This window comes from Aliirhizobium wenxiniae (assembly GCF_019511445.1).
GTDB lineage: Bacteria > Pseudomonadota > Alphaproteobacteria > Rhizobiales > Rhizobiaceae > Neorhizobium > Neorhizobium wenxiniae_A.
Genome location: NZ_JAEUAN010000007.1, coordinates 111,994 through 127,799 on the forward strand (window position 1 = coordinate 111,994; position 15,806 = coordinate 127,799).

At 60.3% G+C, this 15,806-nt stretch carries 13 protein-coding genes; 10 read left to right on the forward strand and 3 right to left on the reverse strand.

Annotated features, from left to right (window positions below):
- Positions 1 to 10 precede the first annotated feature (10 nt).
- The 8 genes from phnC to JNB91_RS10975 all read left to right on the forward strand — a co-directional run bounded on the left by phnC (position 11) and on the right by JNB91_RS10975 (position 7,265).
- Positions 11 to 865, forward strand: coding sequence for a phosphonate ABC transporter ATP-binding protein (phnC, locus tag JNB91_RS10940; protein WP_220325539.1), 855 nt, complete (start codon positions 11 to 13; stop codon positions 863 to 865).
- Positions 866 to 952: 87 nt separating this feature from the next.
- Positions 953 to 1,858, forward strand: a complete 906-nt coding sequence (gene phnD / locus JNB91_RS10945) for a phosphonate ABC transporter substrate-binding protein (RefSeq protein WP_220325540.1) — start codon at positions 953 to 955, stop codon at positions 1,856 to 1,858.
- 131 nt (positions 1,859 to 1,989) lie between these two features.
- Positions 1,990 to 2,916, forward strand: a complete 927-nt coding sequence (phnE, locus tag JNB91_RS10950) for a phosphonate ABC transporter, permease protein PhnE (protein WP_430736268.1) — start codon at positions 1,990 to 1,992, stop codon at positions 2,914 to 2,916.
- Entirely contained in the window at positions 2,916 to 4,271 is a 1,356-nt protein-coding gene (gene phnE / locus JNB91_RS10955) for a phosphonate ABC transporter, permease protein PhnE (protein ID WP_220325541.1), read from the forward strand. The genes phnE (JNB91_RS10950) and phnE (JNB91_RS10955) overlap by 1 nt, the downstream gene beginning before the upstream one ends.
- Positions 4,272 to 4,407: 136 nt before the next feature.
- Positions 4,408 to 5,121 (forward strand): DUF1045 domain-containing protein, encoded by a 714-nt coding sequence (locus tag JNB91_RS10960; protein WP_220325542.1) that lies wholly within the window; start codon positions 4,408 to 4,410, stop codon positions 5,119 to 5,121.
- Positions 5,118 to 6,254 (forward strand): alpha-D-ribose 1-methylphosphonate 5-triphosphate diphosphatase, encoded by a 1,137-nt coding sequence (locus JNB91_RS10965; RefSeq protein ID WP_220325543.1) that lies wholly within the window; start codon positions 5,118 to 5,120, stop codon positions 6,252 to 6,254. The genes JNB91_RS10960 and JNB91_RS10965 overlap by 4 nt, the downstream gene beginning before the upstream one ends.
- Positions 6,254 to 6,862: a phosphonate metabolism protein/1,5-bisphosphokinase (PRPP-forming) PhnN gene (phnN, locus tag JNB91_RS10970; RefSeq protein WP_220325544.1), complete on the forward strand. Its 609-nt coding sequence runs from the start codon at positions 6,254 to 6,256 to the stop codon at positions 6,860 to 6,862. Before JNB91_RS10965 ends, phnN begins: the two co-directional genes overlap by 1 nt.
- 88 nt (positions 6,863 to 6,950) lie before the next feature.
- Positions 6,951 to 7,265, forward strand: a complete 315-nt coding sequence (locus tag JNB91_RS10975) for a hypothetical protein (protein ID WP_220325545.1) — start codon at positions 6,951 to 6,953, stop codon at positions 7,263 to 7,265.
- Positions 7,266 to 7,293: 28 nt separating this feature from the next.
- On the opposite strand, the gene polA is transcribed toward JNB91_RS10975, so the two are convergent.
- Positions 7,294 to 10,308 carry a DNA polymerase I gene (gene polA, locus JNB91_RS10980; protein ID WP_430736266.1) on the reverse strand — a complete coding sequence of 1,005 codons (3,015 nt, stop codon included), beginning with the start codon at positions 10,306 to 10,308 and terminating at the stop codon, positions 7,294 to 7,296.
- A 393-nt stretch (positions 10,309 to 10,701) separates the two neighbouring features.
- Here polA and JNB91_RS10985 point away from each other — a divergent pair, with 393 nt between their 5' ends.
- The gene (locus JNB91_RS10985) at positions 10,702 to 11,133 is read left to right on the forward strand and encodes a MarR family winged helix-turn-helix transcriptional regulator (RefSeq protein ID WP_220325546.1); all 432 of its coding nucleotides are present in this window, start codon (positions 10,702 to 10,704) and stop codon (positions 11,131 to 11,133) included.
- A 38-nt stretch (positions 11,134 to 11,171) separates the two neighbouring features.
- On the opposite strand, the gene JNB91_RS10990 is transcribed toward JNB91_RS10985, so the two are convergent.
- On the reverse strand, positions 11,172 to 12,839 hold the full coding sequence (locus JNB91_RS10990) for an L-lactate permease (RefSeq protein WP_220325547.1): 1,668 nt from the start codon (positions 12,837 to 12,839) through the stop codon (positions 11,172 to 11,174).
- A 226-nt stretch (positions 12,840 to 13,065) separates the two neighbouring features.
- Here JNB91_RS10990 and JNB91_RS10995 point away from each other — a divergent pair, with 226 nt between their 5' ends.
- Complete coding sequence (locus JNB91_RS10995; protein ID WP_220325548.1) at positions 13,066 to 14,457, forward strand: M20/M25/M40 family metallo-hydrolase; 1,392 nt, start codon at positions 13,066 to 13,068, stop codon at positions 14,455 to 14,457.
- A gap of 192 nt (positions 14,458 to 14,649) precedes the next feature.
- Here the strand turns inward: JNB91_RS10995 and dnaJ are convergent, their stop codons facing one another.
- Positions 14,650 to 15,777 carry a molecular chaperone DnaJ gene (gene dnaJ / locus JNB91_RS11000; RefSeq protein ID WP_220325549.1) on the reverse strand — a complete coding sequence of 376 codons (1,128 nt, stop codon included), beginning with the start codon at positions 15,775 to 15,777 and terminating at the stop codon, positions 14,650 to 14,652.
- Positions 15,778 to 15,806: the final 29 nt, after the last annotated feature.

Genomic DNA, 15,806 nt, shown 5'->3' on the forward strand with positions numbered 1-15,806 from the left:
CTTTTAGAACATGACGTTTGAACTGCGGAACATCACGCGACGTTTTGGCGACCGCGTTGCGGTCAACTCGGTCAACGTGGAAATTCCGCAGGGACAGATGGTCGGCGTCATCGGTCGTTCCGGCGCCGGCAAGTCGACGCTGCTGCGCATGATCAACCGCCTGCAGGAGCCGAGTTCCGGTTCCATGCATTTCGGCGATATCGAAGTCTCCTCGCTCAAGGGTGCTTCGCTGCGCAACTGGCAGCGCGACTGTGCGATGATCTTTCAGCAGTTTAACCTCGTGCCGCGCCTCGACGTTCTCACCAATGTCATGCTCGGCCGCCTAAACCATCGTTCGACGGTCCTTAGCCTGCTCAATATCTTTTCCGACGACGAACGCCTTGCAGCGATTGCCGCACTCGAGCGCCTCGGCATTGAACAGACGGCGCTGCAGCGTGCCGGCACGTTGTCCGGCGGCCAGCAGCAGCGCGTGGCGATTGCCCGCGCCCTGATGCAGGCACCGAAGATGCTGCTCGCCGACGAGCCGATCGCCTCGCTCGATCCGCTCAACGCCAAGATCGTGATGGACGCGCTGCGCGACATCAATGAACGCGAAGGCATCACGGTTGTCACCAACCTCCACACGCTCGATACCGCCCGCAGCTATTGCGAGCGCATCATCGGCATGGCCCATGGAAATGTCGTCTTCGACGGCACGCCGGCCGAACTGACGGCCGCCGCCGTGCAGGAAATCTACGGTTCCGACCGGGATGGCGCGGGTATCGACGAGACGATGACCTCGACCAGCATCAACATACCCGCCGCCCAGGTGGCCGCGGGCACGCAATCGGGCGGCATCAGCACGCTGGCAAGCGCCAGCGCCTGATACCCGCACCCAGATCGACAGCCCGCGTCAAGGGCACACCATTCATTCATGACCCAACTCCGGATGATCCGGAAACAGGAGATCACCATGCTGAAGAAAACTCTTCTTGCTGCCGTCGCCATGAGCGTCGTTGCAGGCTCCGCAATGGCCCAGGACGTCAAGGTCCTGCGCATCGGTCTCGACGGCTCGGAAAACGAAGCCGACATGATCCGCAACACGCAGTGCGTTGTTCCTGGCCTCAAGGCTGCGACCGGCGTTGCCGACGTACAGATCTTCCCGTCGCCGGATTATAACGGCGTCATCCAGGGCCTGCTCGGCGGCACGATCGACATCGCTTCGATGGGCGCTTCCTCCTACGCCGCCATCGAACTGCAGAAGGAAGGGGCTGTCGACCCGATCCTGACCTACACCCAGGCTGACGGTTCTTCCGGCTACTATTCCATCATGGTTGCCCGCAAAGACTCGGGCATCAAGACGCTCGCAGACGCCAAGGGCAAGAAGATCGGCTTCGCCGACCCTGACTCCACTTCCGGCTACCTCGTTCCGAACGTTGCCCTGCCGAAGGAACTCGGCGCACCGGTCAAGGAATACTTCTCCGAAACCGGCTTCGGCGGCGGTCACGAGAACCTGGTTCTCGCCGTTCTCGACAAGAAGTTCGACGTCGGCACGACTTTCGGTTCGGGCGTAGGCAAGTGGGAAGACGGCTATTCCAGCGGCAACCTGCACCAGATGATCAACAAGGGTAACCTCGACAGCGACGACATCGTCGAAGTCTGGAAGTCCCCGCTGATCCCGAACGGCCCGCTGATGGTCAACAATGCCCTGCCGGCAGACATCCGCGAGAAGGTTGAAAACTACTTCCTCGAACTGCCGAAGACCGACATGGCCTGCTTCAAGTCCTACACGGGCGGCGACAACAAGGAATACATCAAGGTCGACAAGTCGTTCTACCAGACCATCGTCGACGCTCGTAAGTCCGTCATCGGCGGCTGATTTTCCTCACATGTCTCTGACGGCGGCGTCGAAAGGCGCCGCCGTTTCTACAACCGAGAGCGCGGATCATGGCGACCATCAGCGAACAGAACAATCGTGTACCGGGTGGCGGGCTTGGCCCTGCGGCATCCATGGTGATGCAGCACTACCGGCAGCAGCTGCGTACGCGCCGGGTCTATACCGCGATCGCGATCGTCGTCTTCCTGTTCGTGCTCGGCGCTTCGCTGAATTTCGCCAATGATGCGAATTCCGGAAAATTCTTCGAGCGCCTTCCCTATCTCTTCGATTTCATCAAGAATTTCGTGCCGGACAGCCCGATGGAAATTTTCCGGGCGATGTTCGACCTGCCGTCGCCCTATGCGGACGGCTCGCTGAAATACAATTACACGTCCGACCGCGTTTATATTACCGAGACGCTCTACATCCCGCATTTCCTCTATCAGCTCGTCATCACCATCAATATCGCGCTGGTCTCGACCATCATCGGTGCGGCGATCGCCTTCGTGCTCTGCTTCTTCGCCTCGACCAATCTGGTCGGCGCCGGCGCCACCCGTTTCGTCGTACGCCGGATCATGGAAGTGATGCGCGCCTTTCCGGAAATCGTCATTGCTGGCCTCCTGACCGCGATCCTCTCGATCGGCCCGATCGCCGCCATCATCGCGATCACGGTCCACACGATCGGCGCGCTTGGAAAGCTGTTCTTCGAAGTGGTGGAAAATTCCGACATGAAGCCGGACGAGGGCCTGCGCGCCGCCGGTGCCTCCTGGGTCGAGCGGGTACGCTTCGCCATCGTTCCCCAGGTCTTGCCGAATTTCGTCTCCTACATGTTGCTGCGCGCCGAAATCAACGTACGTGCCTCGACCATCATCGGTGCCGTCGGCGGCGGCGGTATCGGCGAGGTCTTCCGCCTGGCGATCGGCCGCGACCATGCCGCCAAGACCTATGCGATCATCATCCTTCTCCTGATCAGCATCGTCGCCATCGACCAGTTTTCCGCCTGGCTTCGCCGTCGCCTGATCGGCAACCAGTCCTTCGAATTCGGCAGGGGAGAAGCCTGATGACTACTTCCGTTCCCAGCATCAATGCAGCAGACCGCGAGCGCCTGCGTGTAGCCTATCCGGAAGTCTTCCATCGCTCCTTCCTGCAGCGCTACGGCCTGCTGATCGGCTCGGGCACCGTGTTCCTCTACCTGGCGATCTGCTTCTTCGCCTTCAATGTCGGCCCCGCCTTCATGCAGGGCCAGTGGGACCGGGCTTCGATCTACATTCAGGACTGGTATTCCTGGCGCGCCCAGCCGCGCCTGCGCTACGAGGACGACGGCAGCGTTCGCGTCCAGTGGTCGAACCGCGGCCAGTATGCCGAAGGCGCCGATATCTTCTGGCTGCAGCCAACCCAGAACCGCGGCTATAAGGTCACCTATGGCAGCGACGCCAACCGCCTCGACGTCACCCCGACGCAGGTCGATGTCTATGTGAACGGCACCGCCTATCCGGTGACGATCACCGAGGATGCGGCAACGGCCCCGGCCGGCGCGCCGTCCGCCATCGTCCAGGACGGTAACAAGGTCATCGTCCATTACGGCTTTGCAGGACAGGCCGAAATCCGCACCAGCCAGGTCTATGTGCAGCGCCGCTTCCTCGGCTGGGCCAACTTCCTGTTCGATACGCGCTCGGAATTCTGGGGCAAGGGTTGGGGCGAACTGATCAGCCTCGCTACCGTCGGCGATCGCCTCGATCCCGCCCGCGCCAACATTTCCCATATGTGGGGCGATTTCCTGGAAAACACCGTCTGGCAGCATGCCGACATCTTCTCCAAGCTGGCGCAGACGCTGGTCATGGCCTTTGTCGGTACGCTGTTCGGCACGCTGCTCGCCTTCCCCTTCGCCTTCATCGCGGCCCGCAACATCACGCCGAACCGTGCTGCCAACTGGCTGATGAAGCGCTCTTTCGACTTCCTCCGCTCGATCGACATGCTGATATGGGCCCTGTTCTTCACCCGCTCCTTCGGCCCCGGACCGATCCCCGGTATCGCGGCGATCTTCTTCACCGACACCGGCGCGCTCGGCAAGGTCTATGCGGAAGCGCTGGAAAATGTCGATGACAAGCAGCGCGAGGGCGTCAAGTCGGTCGGTGCAAATCCGGTCATCGTCAACCGCTTTGGCGTCGTGCCACAAGTCCTGCCGGTATTCATCTCCCAGTCGCTGTATTTCTGGGAATCGAATACCCGCTCAGCCACCGTTATCGGTGCTGTCGGCGCCGGCGGTATCGGCCTCAAGCTGCTGGAAGCGATGGGCACGAATGCAGATTGGGACAAGGTCGCCTATATGGTGCTGCTCATCCTGATGGTCGTCTTCCTGTTCGACGCGATGTCGAATGCGATCCGCTCACGACTGATCGGCGGCCCGAGCCATTAAATCGGGCCGAAGACGTCGTGAAACCGCACCGCATCATCATTCTGTCATGGAAATCTTTTAGGCGCAGGGCCTGTCTTCGGATGCGACGGACCGCTAGTCTTCCGTCGTCCCCCTTCCCTGATTCCGGACCGATACCTTGCGTTACGCCCTTTATTTCTCTCCCGCTGCGGACCACCCGCTGACGAAGACCGCCTCCCGTTGGCTCGGCCGTGATGCCTTCACGAACGAGACGTTTCCGACGCCGGACGTGACTGGTCTTCCATGTGACGAGGTTCACGCGCTGACGGCCGATCCACGCCGCTATGCATTCCACGCGACGCTGAAAGCGCCGTTCGAACTGGCGGAGGGAAAGAGCGAGGCGGAGCTGATCGAGACCTTCGATGGCTTTGCGGCGGCAACGTCTGCCTTCGACATTCCCAATCTCGTCATCGGTCAGCTCGGCCGCTTCTTTGCGCTGGTCCCTGACCAGGTCTATCCCGAGCTGCAGGATTTTGCCGCTGGCGTCGTCGAGCATTTCGAGCCGTTTCGCGCACCGCTGTCAGAGGCCGATATTGCCCGGCGTAAACCAGAGACTTTATCGCCCGCCCATCGCGACAACCTGATGCGCTGGGGCTATCCGCATGTGATGGACGAGTTCCGTTTCCACATGACACTTTCCGGCCAGGTTCCGCCCGAACAGGCGCCAGCCATGCAGACTGCGCTTGAGACCCGTTTTGCCGAATTCACCAACAAGCCGCTCTCTATCGACGGGCTGTCGATCTTCGTCGAGCCCGAGCGCGGCGCGCCCTTTACCGCCCTTCGCTGGCTGCCCCTGAAGCCGGCCCTTGCCATCAGAAAGACCGCCCCATGACCGAGACCGTATTCACCAATGCCCGTATCGTACTGGAGGACAGCGTGATCTCCGGCTCCGTCCAGATCCGCAATGGCCAGATCACCGACATTTCCGAGGGCAATGTCCATGCCGGAGAGGATTTTGAAGGCGATTACCTGATCCCCGGTCTCGTGGAGCTTCACACCGACCACCTGGAACAGCACTATTCGCCGCGCCCCGGCGTGCGCTGGAATGCCACTGCCGCCATTCAGGCGCATGACGCACAGATCGCGTCTTCCGGCATTACCACCGTGTTCGACTGCCTGCGCATGGGGTCCGATGAGGACGGCGGCTTCGAGCATGGCGAGATGCGCGAAATGGCCGACGCGATCCAGGCTGCAGAGCGCGATGGACGGCTGCGCTCGGAGCATCTGATCCACCTGCGCTGCGAGGTTTCGGCCGACAACGTGCTGCAGCACTTCGCCGATTTCGAAAACGACAGCCACGTGCGGCTCGTCTCCTTGATGGACCATGCGCCGGGCCAGCGACAGTTCCAGACCATGGACCAGTACATCTTCTATTATCAGAAGAAGCGCGGCCTTACCGACGAGGCCTTCAAGATCTTCGTCGACAAGCGCGTAGCCGAATCCGAGCGCAACTCGACGCCGCACCGCATTGCGATTGCCAAGCACTGCGCCGAGCGCGGCATCACCGTTGCAAGCCATGATGACGCAACGCTTGCCCATGTGGACGAGGCGATCGAAAATGGCGTCAAGCTTGCCGAGTTCCCAACCAGTTTCGAAGCTGCAGCCGCCTCCCACAAAGCCGGCATGAGCGTGCTGATGGGCGCGCCGAATGTCGTGCGCGGCAAATCTCATTCCGGCAATATCGCTGCCCGCGATCTGGCTGCCGGGGACGTGCTTGATGTTCTCTCCTCGGATTACGTTCCTCTCAGCCTGCTGTACGCGCCGTTCATCCTGGCAGATGAAGTCGAGGGGATTTCCTTGCCGAAGGCGATCGCCATGGTGACGTCTACACCTGCTCGCACGGCCGGCCTTGCCGATCGCGGCCGGATCGCCACGGGGCTTCGCGCAGACCTCGTGAGGGTTCACCGCGAGGCAGGTGTGCCCGTATCACGCGCGGTGTGGCGGCAGGGGCGTCGGGTGGCGTGATGGACAGCTCATCCGAACCTCGCAGGAATGCCGGTGAAGGCTGCATGATCGCGGTTGTCGGACCGAGCGGCGCCGGCAAGGACACATTGATGGCCTATGCCGCCCGCGCCTTCGCGGACCGTTCTGACGTCGTATTTGCCCGCCGCGTAATCACGCGCGACGCAGCGGCCGGCGGCGAGGATCATGATGGCGTCTGCGAGGCAGAGTTCGAAAAGCTCGCAGCCGATGGGCGTTTTGCTGTCTCCTGGGAGGCACATGGTCTTCACTACGGCATACCTGTCGAGACGATACACAACGTGGCTCAGGGCGCGATCGTGATCGCCAATGGCTCCCGCTCGGCACTGGGGCTGTTCAGGGACGCGTATCCAAACCTCGTCGTCATCAATGTGACAGCACGTCCGGAAGTGTTGGCCATGCGACTTGAAGCGCGCGGCCGTGAAAGCAGGGAAGATATTTTGCGGCGGCTGAAGCGCAGCTCGCTTGGCGTGCTCGGTGACTACAAGGTCGTCACCATCGATAATAGCGGCGAAATGGAAGTTTCCGGCAAAGCAATGGTGGATGCCGTTTCGAGTTTGTTATCCCAGTCTCTCATTGCGAATGAAAAATAAAAGCTGACACGCTTTAAAGTTCCAAAGCCTCCCCTACCTGATTTATTTGGCATACCTAATAGAGGTGGGGCCAAATGGAGCTGGGGCGGTGATAGAAACACGAGCAAAGGACGGGGCGGACCCTGACGGTGTGGCAAATCCGGATCTCGAAGCACGTATCGTCGTGCTGGAGATCGTCGCCATGACCGCATTGGCGTTGACGCTGGACACCTCCGACAACGGCAACTCTGATCAGGCGCGTGGTATCGCGGCACTGATCCAGGATACCGTGCGACAACGATCGCGCGAGGTCGGCCTGAGCCGAGCGGGGCAGGAAAAGGCGGACATCTATGCCGAGGAACTGCTTTCCACGGCATTGACGTCTCTTTATCCGGACAACGGGTCGCCTGAGCGACCTTCCTGATCATCGATCAAAAGAGGGCGAAGCGTCGTTAGTGCGCTTCGTCCCAGTTGGATGCAGCACGCGCATCGACCTTCAACGGCACTTTCATCGAAATGGCCGGCATTGCTGCCTGTTCCATGGTCGAAACGATGATCGGCATTGCCTTGTCGACATCAGCATCTTCCACTTCGAAGATCAGTTCGTCGTGGACCTGCAATAGCATGCGAACGCGCTCGCCAAGTCCGGCTTCTGCCAGCACCGGCTCCATCTTCACCATCGCCCGGCGGATGATATCGGCTGCCGAACCCTGGATCGGTGCGTTAATCGCCGCACGCTCGTTGAAGGCGCGCATCGATGGATTGGACGACTTGATTTCCGGGTAATGGGCGCGGCGGCCGAAAATCGTCTCCACATAGCCATGCTCGCGGGCAAAGGCCTTGGTTGAATCCATATAGTCGCGGATGCCGGGAAAACGCTCGAAATACTTCTTGATGTAATCGCTCGCCTCGGAGCGCTCGATCGATAGCTGATTGGCAAGGCCGAAGGCGGAAATGCCGTAGATGATGCCGAAATTGATGGCCTTGGCGCGGCGGCGGATTTCGCTCGGCATGCCTTCAACCGGCACACCGAACATTTCGGAGGCCGTCATGGCATGGATGTCGATGCCATCGGCAAAGGCCTGGCGAAGCTGCGGGATGTCGGCCACATGGGCGAGCACGCGCAGTTCGATCTGGCTGTAGTCGGCAGACAGAAGCTTGTGGCCGGGCGAGGCGATGAAGGCGGTGCGGATCTTGCGGCCTTCGGCGGTTCTCACCGGAATATTCTGCAGGTTCGGCTCGGAAGACGACAGGCGACCGGTCGTGGTCGAGGCCAGCGAGTAGGAGGTGTGGACCCGCTTCGTCTCGGGATGAACGTAACCCGGCAGCGCATCGGTATAGGTGGATTTCAGCTTGGTCAGCTGACGCCAGTCGACGATCTTGCGCGGCAGTTCGGCGCCTTCGGCTGCAAGATCCTCAAGAACCTGCGCCGAGGTCGACCACTGGCCGGTCTTGGTCTTGGAACCGCCCGGCAGTCCCATTTTGCCAAACAGAATATCGCCAAGCTGTTTCGGCGAGCCGATGGTGAATTTTTCGCCGGCGAGTTCGTAGATCTCATCTTCGAAGGCAGCTGCCTTCTGCGCCAATTCGCCGGAAAGACGCGAGAGGATCTGCCGGTCGATGGAGATGCCACGCTCTTCCATGCGCGCCAGAACCTCGACCAGAGGCCGCTCCAAGCGCTCGTAGATACGGGTAAGGCCCATCGCCGCCAGTTGCGGCTTCAGTACCATCCAGAGCCTCAGCGTCACATCGGCGTCTTCCGCCGCGTAAGCGGTCGCACGGTCGATATCGACGAAATCGAAGGTGACACCGCTCTTGCCCGAACCGGCGACATCCTTGAAGGCGATCGGTTTGTGGTTCAGCCAGCGCTCCGACAAGGTGTCCATGCCATGCGTGGTCTTGCCGGCGTCCAGCACATAGGACATCAGCATCGTATCGTCATAGCCCTTCACGGTGATGCCGTGGCGTTTCATGACAAGGTAATCGAATTTCAGGTTCTGGGCGACCTTCAGCACCGAAGTGTCTTCGAGCAGAGGTTTCAGGCGATCCAGCGCATCGCGGGTGGAGAGCTGGTTTTCTGCGATGCCGCCGCCGAGCAGATCGCCGACGCCGGTCTTGTGCGTGAGCGGCACATAGGCTGCGCGGACATTCAGCCCCGACGGATTGTCGGTATTATCGGCAATAGCGAGCGAGAAACCAACCAGTTCCGTCTGCATCGGATCGAGCGAATTGGTTTCGGTATCGAAGCCGACAAGACCGGTTTCGCGTGCTGCCCTGATCCATTCGTCGAGAGTGGAAGCGTCGCGGATCGTTACATATTTCGTCGTGTCGATCTTGGCATTGGCAAAAGCGGCAGTCCGCGCATCGGCAAGGCCAGCCGGCGTATCGCCATCCGCTGACGGTGTTGCCGCGCTGGTGGCAGCGGGTGTCTGAGCGGCGGGTTCTGCACCATCGGTTGCCGTACCGGCATCAAGATCCGGGCCGCGGGCCTCAGCACCCCATTCCACCTCGATCGTGGCCGGCTCGATGGCATTGGCGTCACATTCGCAGGCAGCCGCGACACGGCGGGTCAGCGTGCCGAATTCCATCGCCTTCAGGAATGCAACGAGCTTCGGCCCGTCCTGCGGCTCGAGGAACAGCGCGTCGAGATCGAGTTCCAACGGCACATCGGTTCTGAGTTCCACCAGCTGCCGGGAAAGCCGCGCCATATCCGCATTGGCAATGATGTTTTCGCGGCGCTTGACCTGCTTGATCTCGCCGGCGCGCTCCAGCAGCGTATCGAGATCGCCGAACTCTTCGAGAAGCTGGGCTGCGGTCTTCGGACCGATGCCGGGAATGCCCGGCACGTTATCGACCGAATCGCCGACCAGCGCCTGGAGGTCGATCATCTTTTCCGGCGGCACACCCCATTTTTCGACAACGTCGGGAATGCCGATCTGTTTGTCCTTCATGCTGTCATACATGTGGACCATCGGCGTCACGAGCTGCATCAGATCCTTGTCGGAAGAGACGATCGTAACGTCGGCGCCTGCGGCTTCGGCCATGCGGGCATAGGTTGCGATAATGTCGTCTGCCTCGAAACCCTCGGTCTCGATGCAAGGCAGATTGAAGGCGCGGGTTGCCTGGCGGATCAGGCCGAACTGCGGAACCAGCTCTTCCGGCGGTGCCGAGCGATTGGCCTTGTAGGCGTCATAGAGATCCTTGCGGAACGTCTTCGACGAATAATCGAAGATGACCGCGAAATGGGTCGGCGTTACGCCAACCGACGTGTCGCGAGCATCTGTCAGGAGCTTCCAGAGCATGTTGCAGAAGCCGGAGACAGCACCGACGGGCAGCCCATCGGTTTTACGGGTCAGCGGCGGCAACGCGTGAAACGCGCGAAAGATGAAACCGGAGCCGTCGACTAGGAAGAGATGATCGCCTTTTTTCATGGGCATGAAATAGCGTGGCACATGCGCCGCGTCCATGGAAACTTGCTGTAACCCGCTTAACGACCACTCACTCAACCTTACCGAATTGTAATCCGGCTTTCCCTTGAAAAGCCGCAATCCACCCCTCATTTCAGCATTACCGGCGATTGATAACGCCGCAGTCTGGCAGAAGGCCCGTCCCCCGCCTCACCAGACCGGACAAAGGCCTATCCCCCTCTCCGGGTCTTTGTCCTTCTATTGGAAACGCCGCGGCTGCCCCCTCCCAGCCGTGGCGTTTTTATTTGCGTCCACCTTGGTCATCAGAAGCTGATTTACAGCCACGCATCTTGCCAATGGCGCAGCTCTGCTCCAATCTCATAAATGTATTGCCTGATATCGATTATCGCCTACCAGCAAAGCTGGTTCCCCGGGAAGCAATTGGCGGAGGCCATGGGATTCGATCGCTCGCAGTCGGCTACCTATCTGGCCGGTCAGCTCGCCAGGGTGTTTTCACGATCGCTGCAGAAGCGGGCGGCGGCGCTTGGCTTTTCTCCCGGTCAATTTCCGGTTCTGCTGGAGCTCTGGCAGGAAGACGGGCTGACGCAGAAGCAGCTTCTGGACAAGCTTGAGGTTGAGCAGGCGACGCTTGCCAATACGTTGTCGAGGATGGAACGCGACGGTCTGATCGCGCGCACACCGCATCCAAGCGACAAACGCGCCCAGATCATCACATTGACAGATCTCGGCAGGTCACTGGAAATGAGCGCCGTCGATGCGGCAGCCGAGGCAGATAGCGCGCTCTTTTCCGGATTTCGCTCATTCGAGCGGGAGTTGATGATGGAATATATGCGCCTCATCATTGGCAACAGCCGGAAGGCTTGAGGCACCGCCCAGGACGAGCGTCGCCTCTTTGTGTCCTGTCAGGGCTGAACCACGACCATGGCCGTGAACGGCCAGACATAGGCCTGAAGCGTCACCAGCACACCCACCAGGCACGCCAGAACGATCGAATGCCAGAAGACGAAACGCAGGATACTGCCTTCATGCCCGAACCAGCCGGTAGCGGTGGAGGCAACCACGATCGACTGCGCGTCGATCATCTTGCCCATCACACCACCGGACGAGTTTGCAGCTCCCATCAGGATCGGCGACAGGCCCAACTGTTCCGAGGTCACCTTCTGCAGGTTGCCGAAGAGGATGTTGGAGGCCGTGTCCGACCCGGTCAAAGCCACCCCCAACCAACCGAGCAACGTGCCGAAGAACGGGTAAAGCACGCCGGTCGCGGCGAAGGCGAGGCCGAGCGTCGAATCGATCCCCGATAACCGCGTCAGCGTGCCGAGCGCCAGCATGGCAGAGATGGTAATCAGCGAATAGGCGCAGAGCTTTATCGTCTTGGCATAGGTCTTCAACATTCCGAGCGGCGTGAAGCCCATGGCAAAACCGGAGAGCACGGCGGCGATGAACATGCCGGTGCCGGTATAGGACAGCCAGGTGAAGGAGAAGGTTGCGCCCTCCGGCGTCGGTCCCGGTGCGACCGGCGGCATCTTCGCAATCATCTTGTCGAGACCGGGAACCGGATAGTTCCAGGTCGCCCAGGAGTTGACCGCAGACTTGAAGAACCCGGTTCCCCAGACGAGCAGGACAACGCAGACGATGATCCAGGGCGTGAGCGCCGCACGAATTTCCTGCCGCGAGGGGCGCACCACAGGTTTTGCCTCCCGCAACGTTCCGTCATCGGAAATATCGTGGCCACGCAGTTTCGGCGAGGTCCAGACCTCCTTTGGCTGCCAGACCTGCAGGAAGCCGATCAGGCAGGCCATGGACAGGAGCGAGGCGCCGATATCGACGATCCACGGGTTGATGTAATTGGAGATGAAGAACTGGGCGAGCGCGAAGGATGCACCGGTCACCAGAATGGCCGGCCAGATCTGCATCATCCCCTTGCGTCCGGCAAACACCCAGATCAGCCAGAAGGGCACGAGAACCGAGAAGAACGGCAATTGCCGCCCCACCATGGCGCCGAGCAGATAGGGATCGATGCCGGTGACCTGCGACAATCCCTGGATCGGCGTGCCGAGCGCGCCATAGGCGACGGGCGCCGTGTTGGCGATCAGCGACAGGCCGGATGCTGCAAGCGGAGAGAAACCGAGGCCGATCAAGATCGCGCCGGTGACGGCAACCGGCGTGCCGAAACCGGATGCGCCTTCGAAAAAAGCTCCGAAGGCAAAGGCGATCAGGAGAAGCTGGATACGGCGGTCATCCGTGACGCTGCCGATCGTCTGCTGCAGCTTTTCGAACTGGCCCTTCTCCACCGTCAACCGGTAGAGAAAGATGACGTTCAGCACGATCCAGCCGATCGGGAAGAAGCCGGTGACAGCTCCCAAAACGGTTGCACTCAAGGACATGCCGACCGGCATTGTGAATATGAAGATGGCAATCAGATTGGCAATGATCAGCGCGATGATGGCTGCGATATGCGCCTTCACCACATTGGTTGCGATCAGGCCGAGAAGAATGAGAACGGGAATTGCGGCGAGTATGGTGGACAGGACAGCGCTGCCCATGGGGTCATAAACTTGATTCCACATTGAAGCCCCTCCCAAGGCCGGACGAAACATTGTCCGAATTTGGAGCATATACCTCCACTTTAACCACAGTCCAGAGTTGCACACCTTCGACCAAAGTTGCATTGCCGGCATATTCGCAGCCGAAGCGGCGGCATTTGCCATTGTGCCCCCCTCCCCTTGCTTGCTAACAGTTTGGAGGCAAGCTGGCCGCCCGCGTGCGCTGCCGCTCAAAAGACAAGGTGTTTCCATGACCGATATTTCCGCCGTTCTCGATCGCGCCGACCAGAACCTCTCCGACAGCATCGAACGTCTCTTCTCGCTCGTTCGTATCCAGTCGATCTCGACTGATCCGGCCTACAAGGCCGAATGCCGCAAGGCTGCCGAATGGCTGGTCACTGAGCTGAAGGGCATCGGCTTCGATGCCTCCGTGCGCGATACTGCCGGTCATCCGATGGTCGTCGCGCATCATGACGCCGCCACCGCCGATGCGCCGCATGTGCTTTTCTACGGCCATTACGACGTGCAGCCGGTCGATCCGATCGAACTTTGGGAGGATTCTCCGTTCGAGCCGAAGATCAAGGAGCTTTCGCCCGGTCGCAAGGTGCTGACCGGCCGTGGCACAGCAGACGACAAGGGCCAGCTGATGACCTTCGTCGAAGCCTGCCGCGCCTACAAGGAAGTCAACGGCTCACTGCCGATCCGCGTCACCATCCTGTTCGAAGGCGAAGAAGAATCCGGTTCGCCGTCGCTGAAGCCGTTTCTCGATGCGAACGCAGCCGAACTGAAGGCTGAATTTGCCCTCGTCTGCGACACGAGCATGTGGGATGGCGATACGCCGGCGATCGCTGCGGCACTGCGTGGTCTCGTCGGTGAGGAAATCGTCATCAAGGCGGCTGACCGCGACCTGCATTCCGGCCTGTTCGGTGGGGCTGCCGCCAACCCGATCCATATCCTTACCGACATTCTCGCCGGTCTGCATGACGAGACCGGCCGGGTGACGCTCGAAGGTTTTTACGAAGGCGTCGAAGAAACCCCGACCAATATCAAGGAAGGCTGGGAAACGCTTGGTCGCAGCTCAGAGAGTTTTCTTGGCGGCGTCGGCCTTTCGATCCCGTCGGGCGAAAAGGGCCGTTCCGTGCTGGAACTGACCTGGGCACGTCCGACTGCGGAAGTGAACGGCATTACCGGCGGATATACCGGCGAAGGTTTTAAAACCGTGATCGCGGCTCAGGCCTCTGCCAAGGTTTCGTTCCGCCTTGTCGGTGACCAGAACCCGGCCAAGATTCGCGAAGCGTTCCGCGCCTATGTGCGCTCCAAAATCCCGGGCGACTGCTCGGTGGAGTTCCACGAACACGGAGCCTCGCCGGCCATCCAGCTCTCCTACGATTCCCCTGAGCTGACCAAGGCGAAGGGTGCCCTGTCGGCGGAATGGAAGAACCCGGCCGTGATCATCGGCATGGGCGGCTCGATCCCGATCGTCGGCGATTTCCAGAAGCAACTCGGCATGGATTCACTGCTTGTCGGCTTCGGTCTCGTCGATGACCGTATCCATTCGCCGAACGAGAAATATGATCTCAAGTCCTACCACAAGGGCATCCGCTCCTGGGCGCGGATCATGACGGCGTTGGCTCAGAAGTAAGCCAAAGCTGCGCTCTTCGTCTTCCTCGGGCTTGTCCCGAGGATCCAATCACGTTGTGAAAAATTCAACGTGGCAGATGCTCGGGACAAGCCCGAGCATGACGATCCGTGAGCCTTCACAGTTCGAGATATCGCCACAAACGCAAAACGCCGGCTCTTCAGCCGGCGTTTTCAATTCCATGATCACCTTCGATCAATTGTCGAAGAATTCCTTCATCCGGGCGAAGAAGCCGGTCGATTCCGGGTTGTTCTCCTTGGACGAGATTTCCTCGAATTCCTGCAGCAGCTCGCGCTGGCGCTTGGTCAGCTTCTGCGGCGTTTCAATACCGATCTGGATATAGAGATCCCCCGTCTGCGACGAACGCAGAACCGGCATGCCCTTGCCCTTCAGACGAAACTGCTTGCCAGCCTGGGTGCCTTCCGGCACCGACACACGCGACTTCGAGCCATCCAGCGTGCCGACGTCGAATGTGCCGCCGAGCGCTGCCGTGGTCATCGAGATCGGTACGGCGCAGTAGAGATCGGCTCCGTCGCGCTGGAAGAACTCATGCGGGGTGACCGACAGGAAGATGTAGAGGTCGCCCGCCGGGCCGCCACGGGCTCCGGCTTCGCCTTCGCCTTGAAGACGAATACGGGTGCCGTCCTCGATACCGGCCGGGATGTTGACCGAGAGCGAACGCTCTTCGGTCACGCGGCCCTGGCCGTGGCACTTGGTGCAGGGATCGGTAATCGTCTGACCGCGACCGTGACAGGTCGGGCAGGTGCGCTCAACCGAGAAGAAGCCCTGGCTCGCGCGAACGCGACCGGAACCCTGACAGGTGCCGCAGGTTTTTGGCTGCGTGCCGGGCTTGGCGCCGGAACCGGTGCAGACGTCGCAGGTGATCGAGGTCGGGACCCTGATCTGAGCCGTCTTGCCGTTATAGGCTTCCTCGAGCGAAATTTCCATGTTGTAGCGAAGATCGGCGCCGCGTTCGCGACCACCGGCGGAACGGCGCGCACGACCGCCACCCATCATCTCGCCAAAGATATCTTCGAAAATGTCGGAGAAACCGCCGGCGCCACCGCCGAAACCGCCGCCACCGCCCATGCCACCCTGTTCGAAGGCTGCATGACCGTAACGATCATAGGCTGCGCGCTTCTGCGGGTCCTTGAGGGTTTCGTAGGCCTCGTTCAGTTCCTTGAACTTCTTTTCGGCTTCCGCATCACCGGGATTTTTGTCCGGATGGTATTTCATGGCCATCTTGCGGAAGGCGCTTTTCAGCTCCTTCTCGTCTGCCGATTTAGCAACGCCCAGGATTTCGTAAAAGTCTGCTTTGGCCATTCAGGTATCCGGCTCCGGAAACGTAGTCC

Bases quoted from the DNA above. Each gene is read 5' to 3' on its own strand.
- JNB91_RS10985 (WP_220325546.1), top strand. From the start codon at position 10,702: ATGGGATTCGATCGCTCGCAGTCGGCTACCTATCTGGCCGGTCAGCTC.
- JNB91_RS10965 (WP_220325543.1), top strand. From the start codon at position 5,118: ATGACCGAGACCGTATTCACCAATGCCCGTATCGTACTGGAGGACAGC.
- JNB91_RS10990 (WP_220325547.1), bottom strand. From the start codon at position 12,839: ATGTGGAATCAAGTTTATGACCCCATGGGCAGCGCTGTCCTGTCCACC.
- phnE (WP_220325541.1), top strand. From the start codon at position 2,916: ATGACTACTTCCGTTCCCAGCATCAATGCAGCAGACCGCGAGCGCCTG.
- JNB91_RS10995 (WP_220325548.1), top strand. From the start codon at position 13,066: ATGACCGATATTTCCGCCGTTCTCGATCGCGCCGACCAGAACCTCTCC.
- polA (WP_430736266.1), bottom strand. From the start codon at position 10,308: ATGGACGCGGCGCATGTGCCACGCTATTTCATGCCCATGAAAAAAGGC.
- phnD (WP_220325540.1), top strand. From the start codon at position 953: ATGCTGAAGAAAACTCTTCTTGCTGCCGTCGCCATGAGCGTCGTTGCA.
- phnE (WP_430736268.1), top strand. From the start codon at position 1,990: ATGGTGATGCAGCACTACCGGCAGCAGCTGCGTACGCGCCGGGTCTAT.
- phnC (WP_220325539.1), top strand. From the start codon at position 11: ATGACGTTTGAACTGCGGAACATCACGCGACGTTTTGGCGACCGCGTT.
- dnaJ (WP_220325549.1), bottom strand. From the start codon at position 15,777: ATGGCCAAAGCAGACTTTTACGAAATCCTGGGCGTTGCTAAATCGGCA.
- phnN (WP_220325544.1), top strand. From the start codon at position 6,254: ATGGACAGCTCATCCGAACCTCGCAGGAATGCCGGTGAAGGCTGCATG.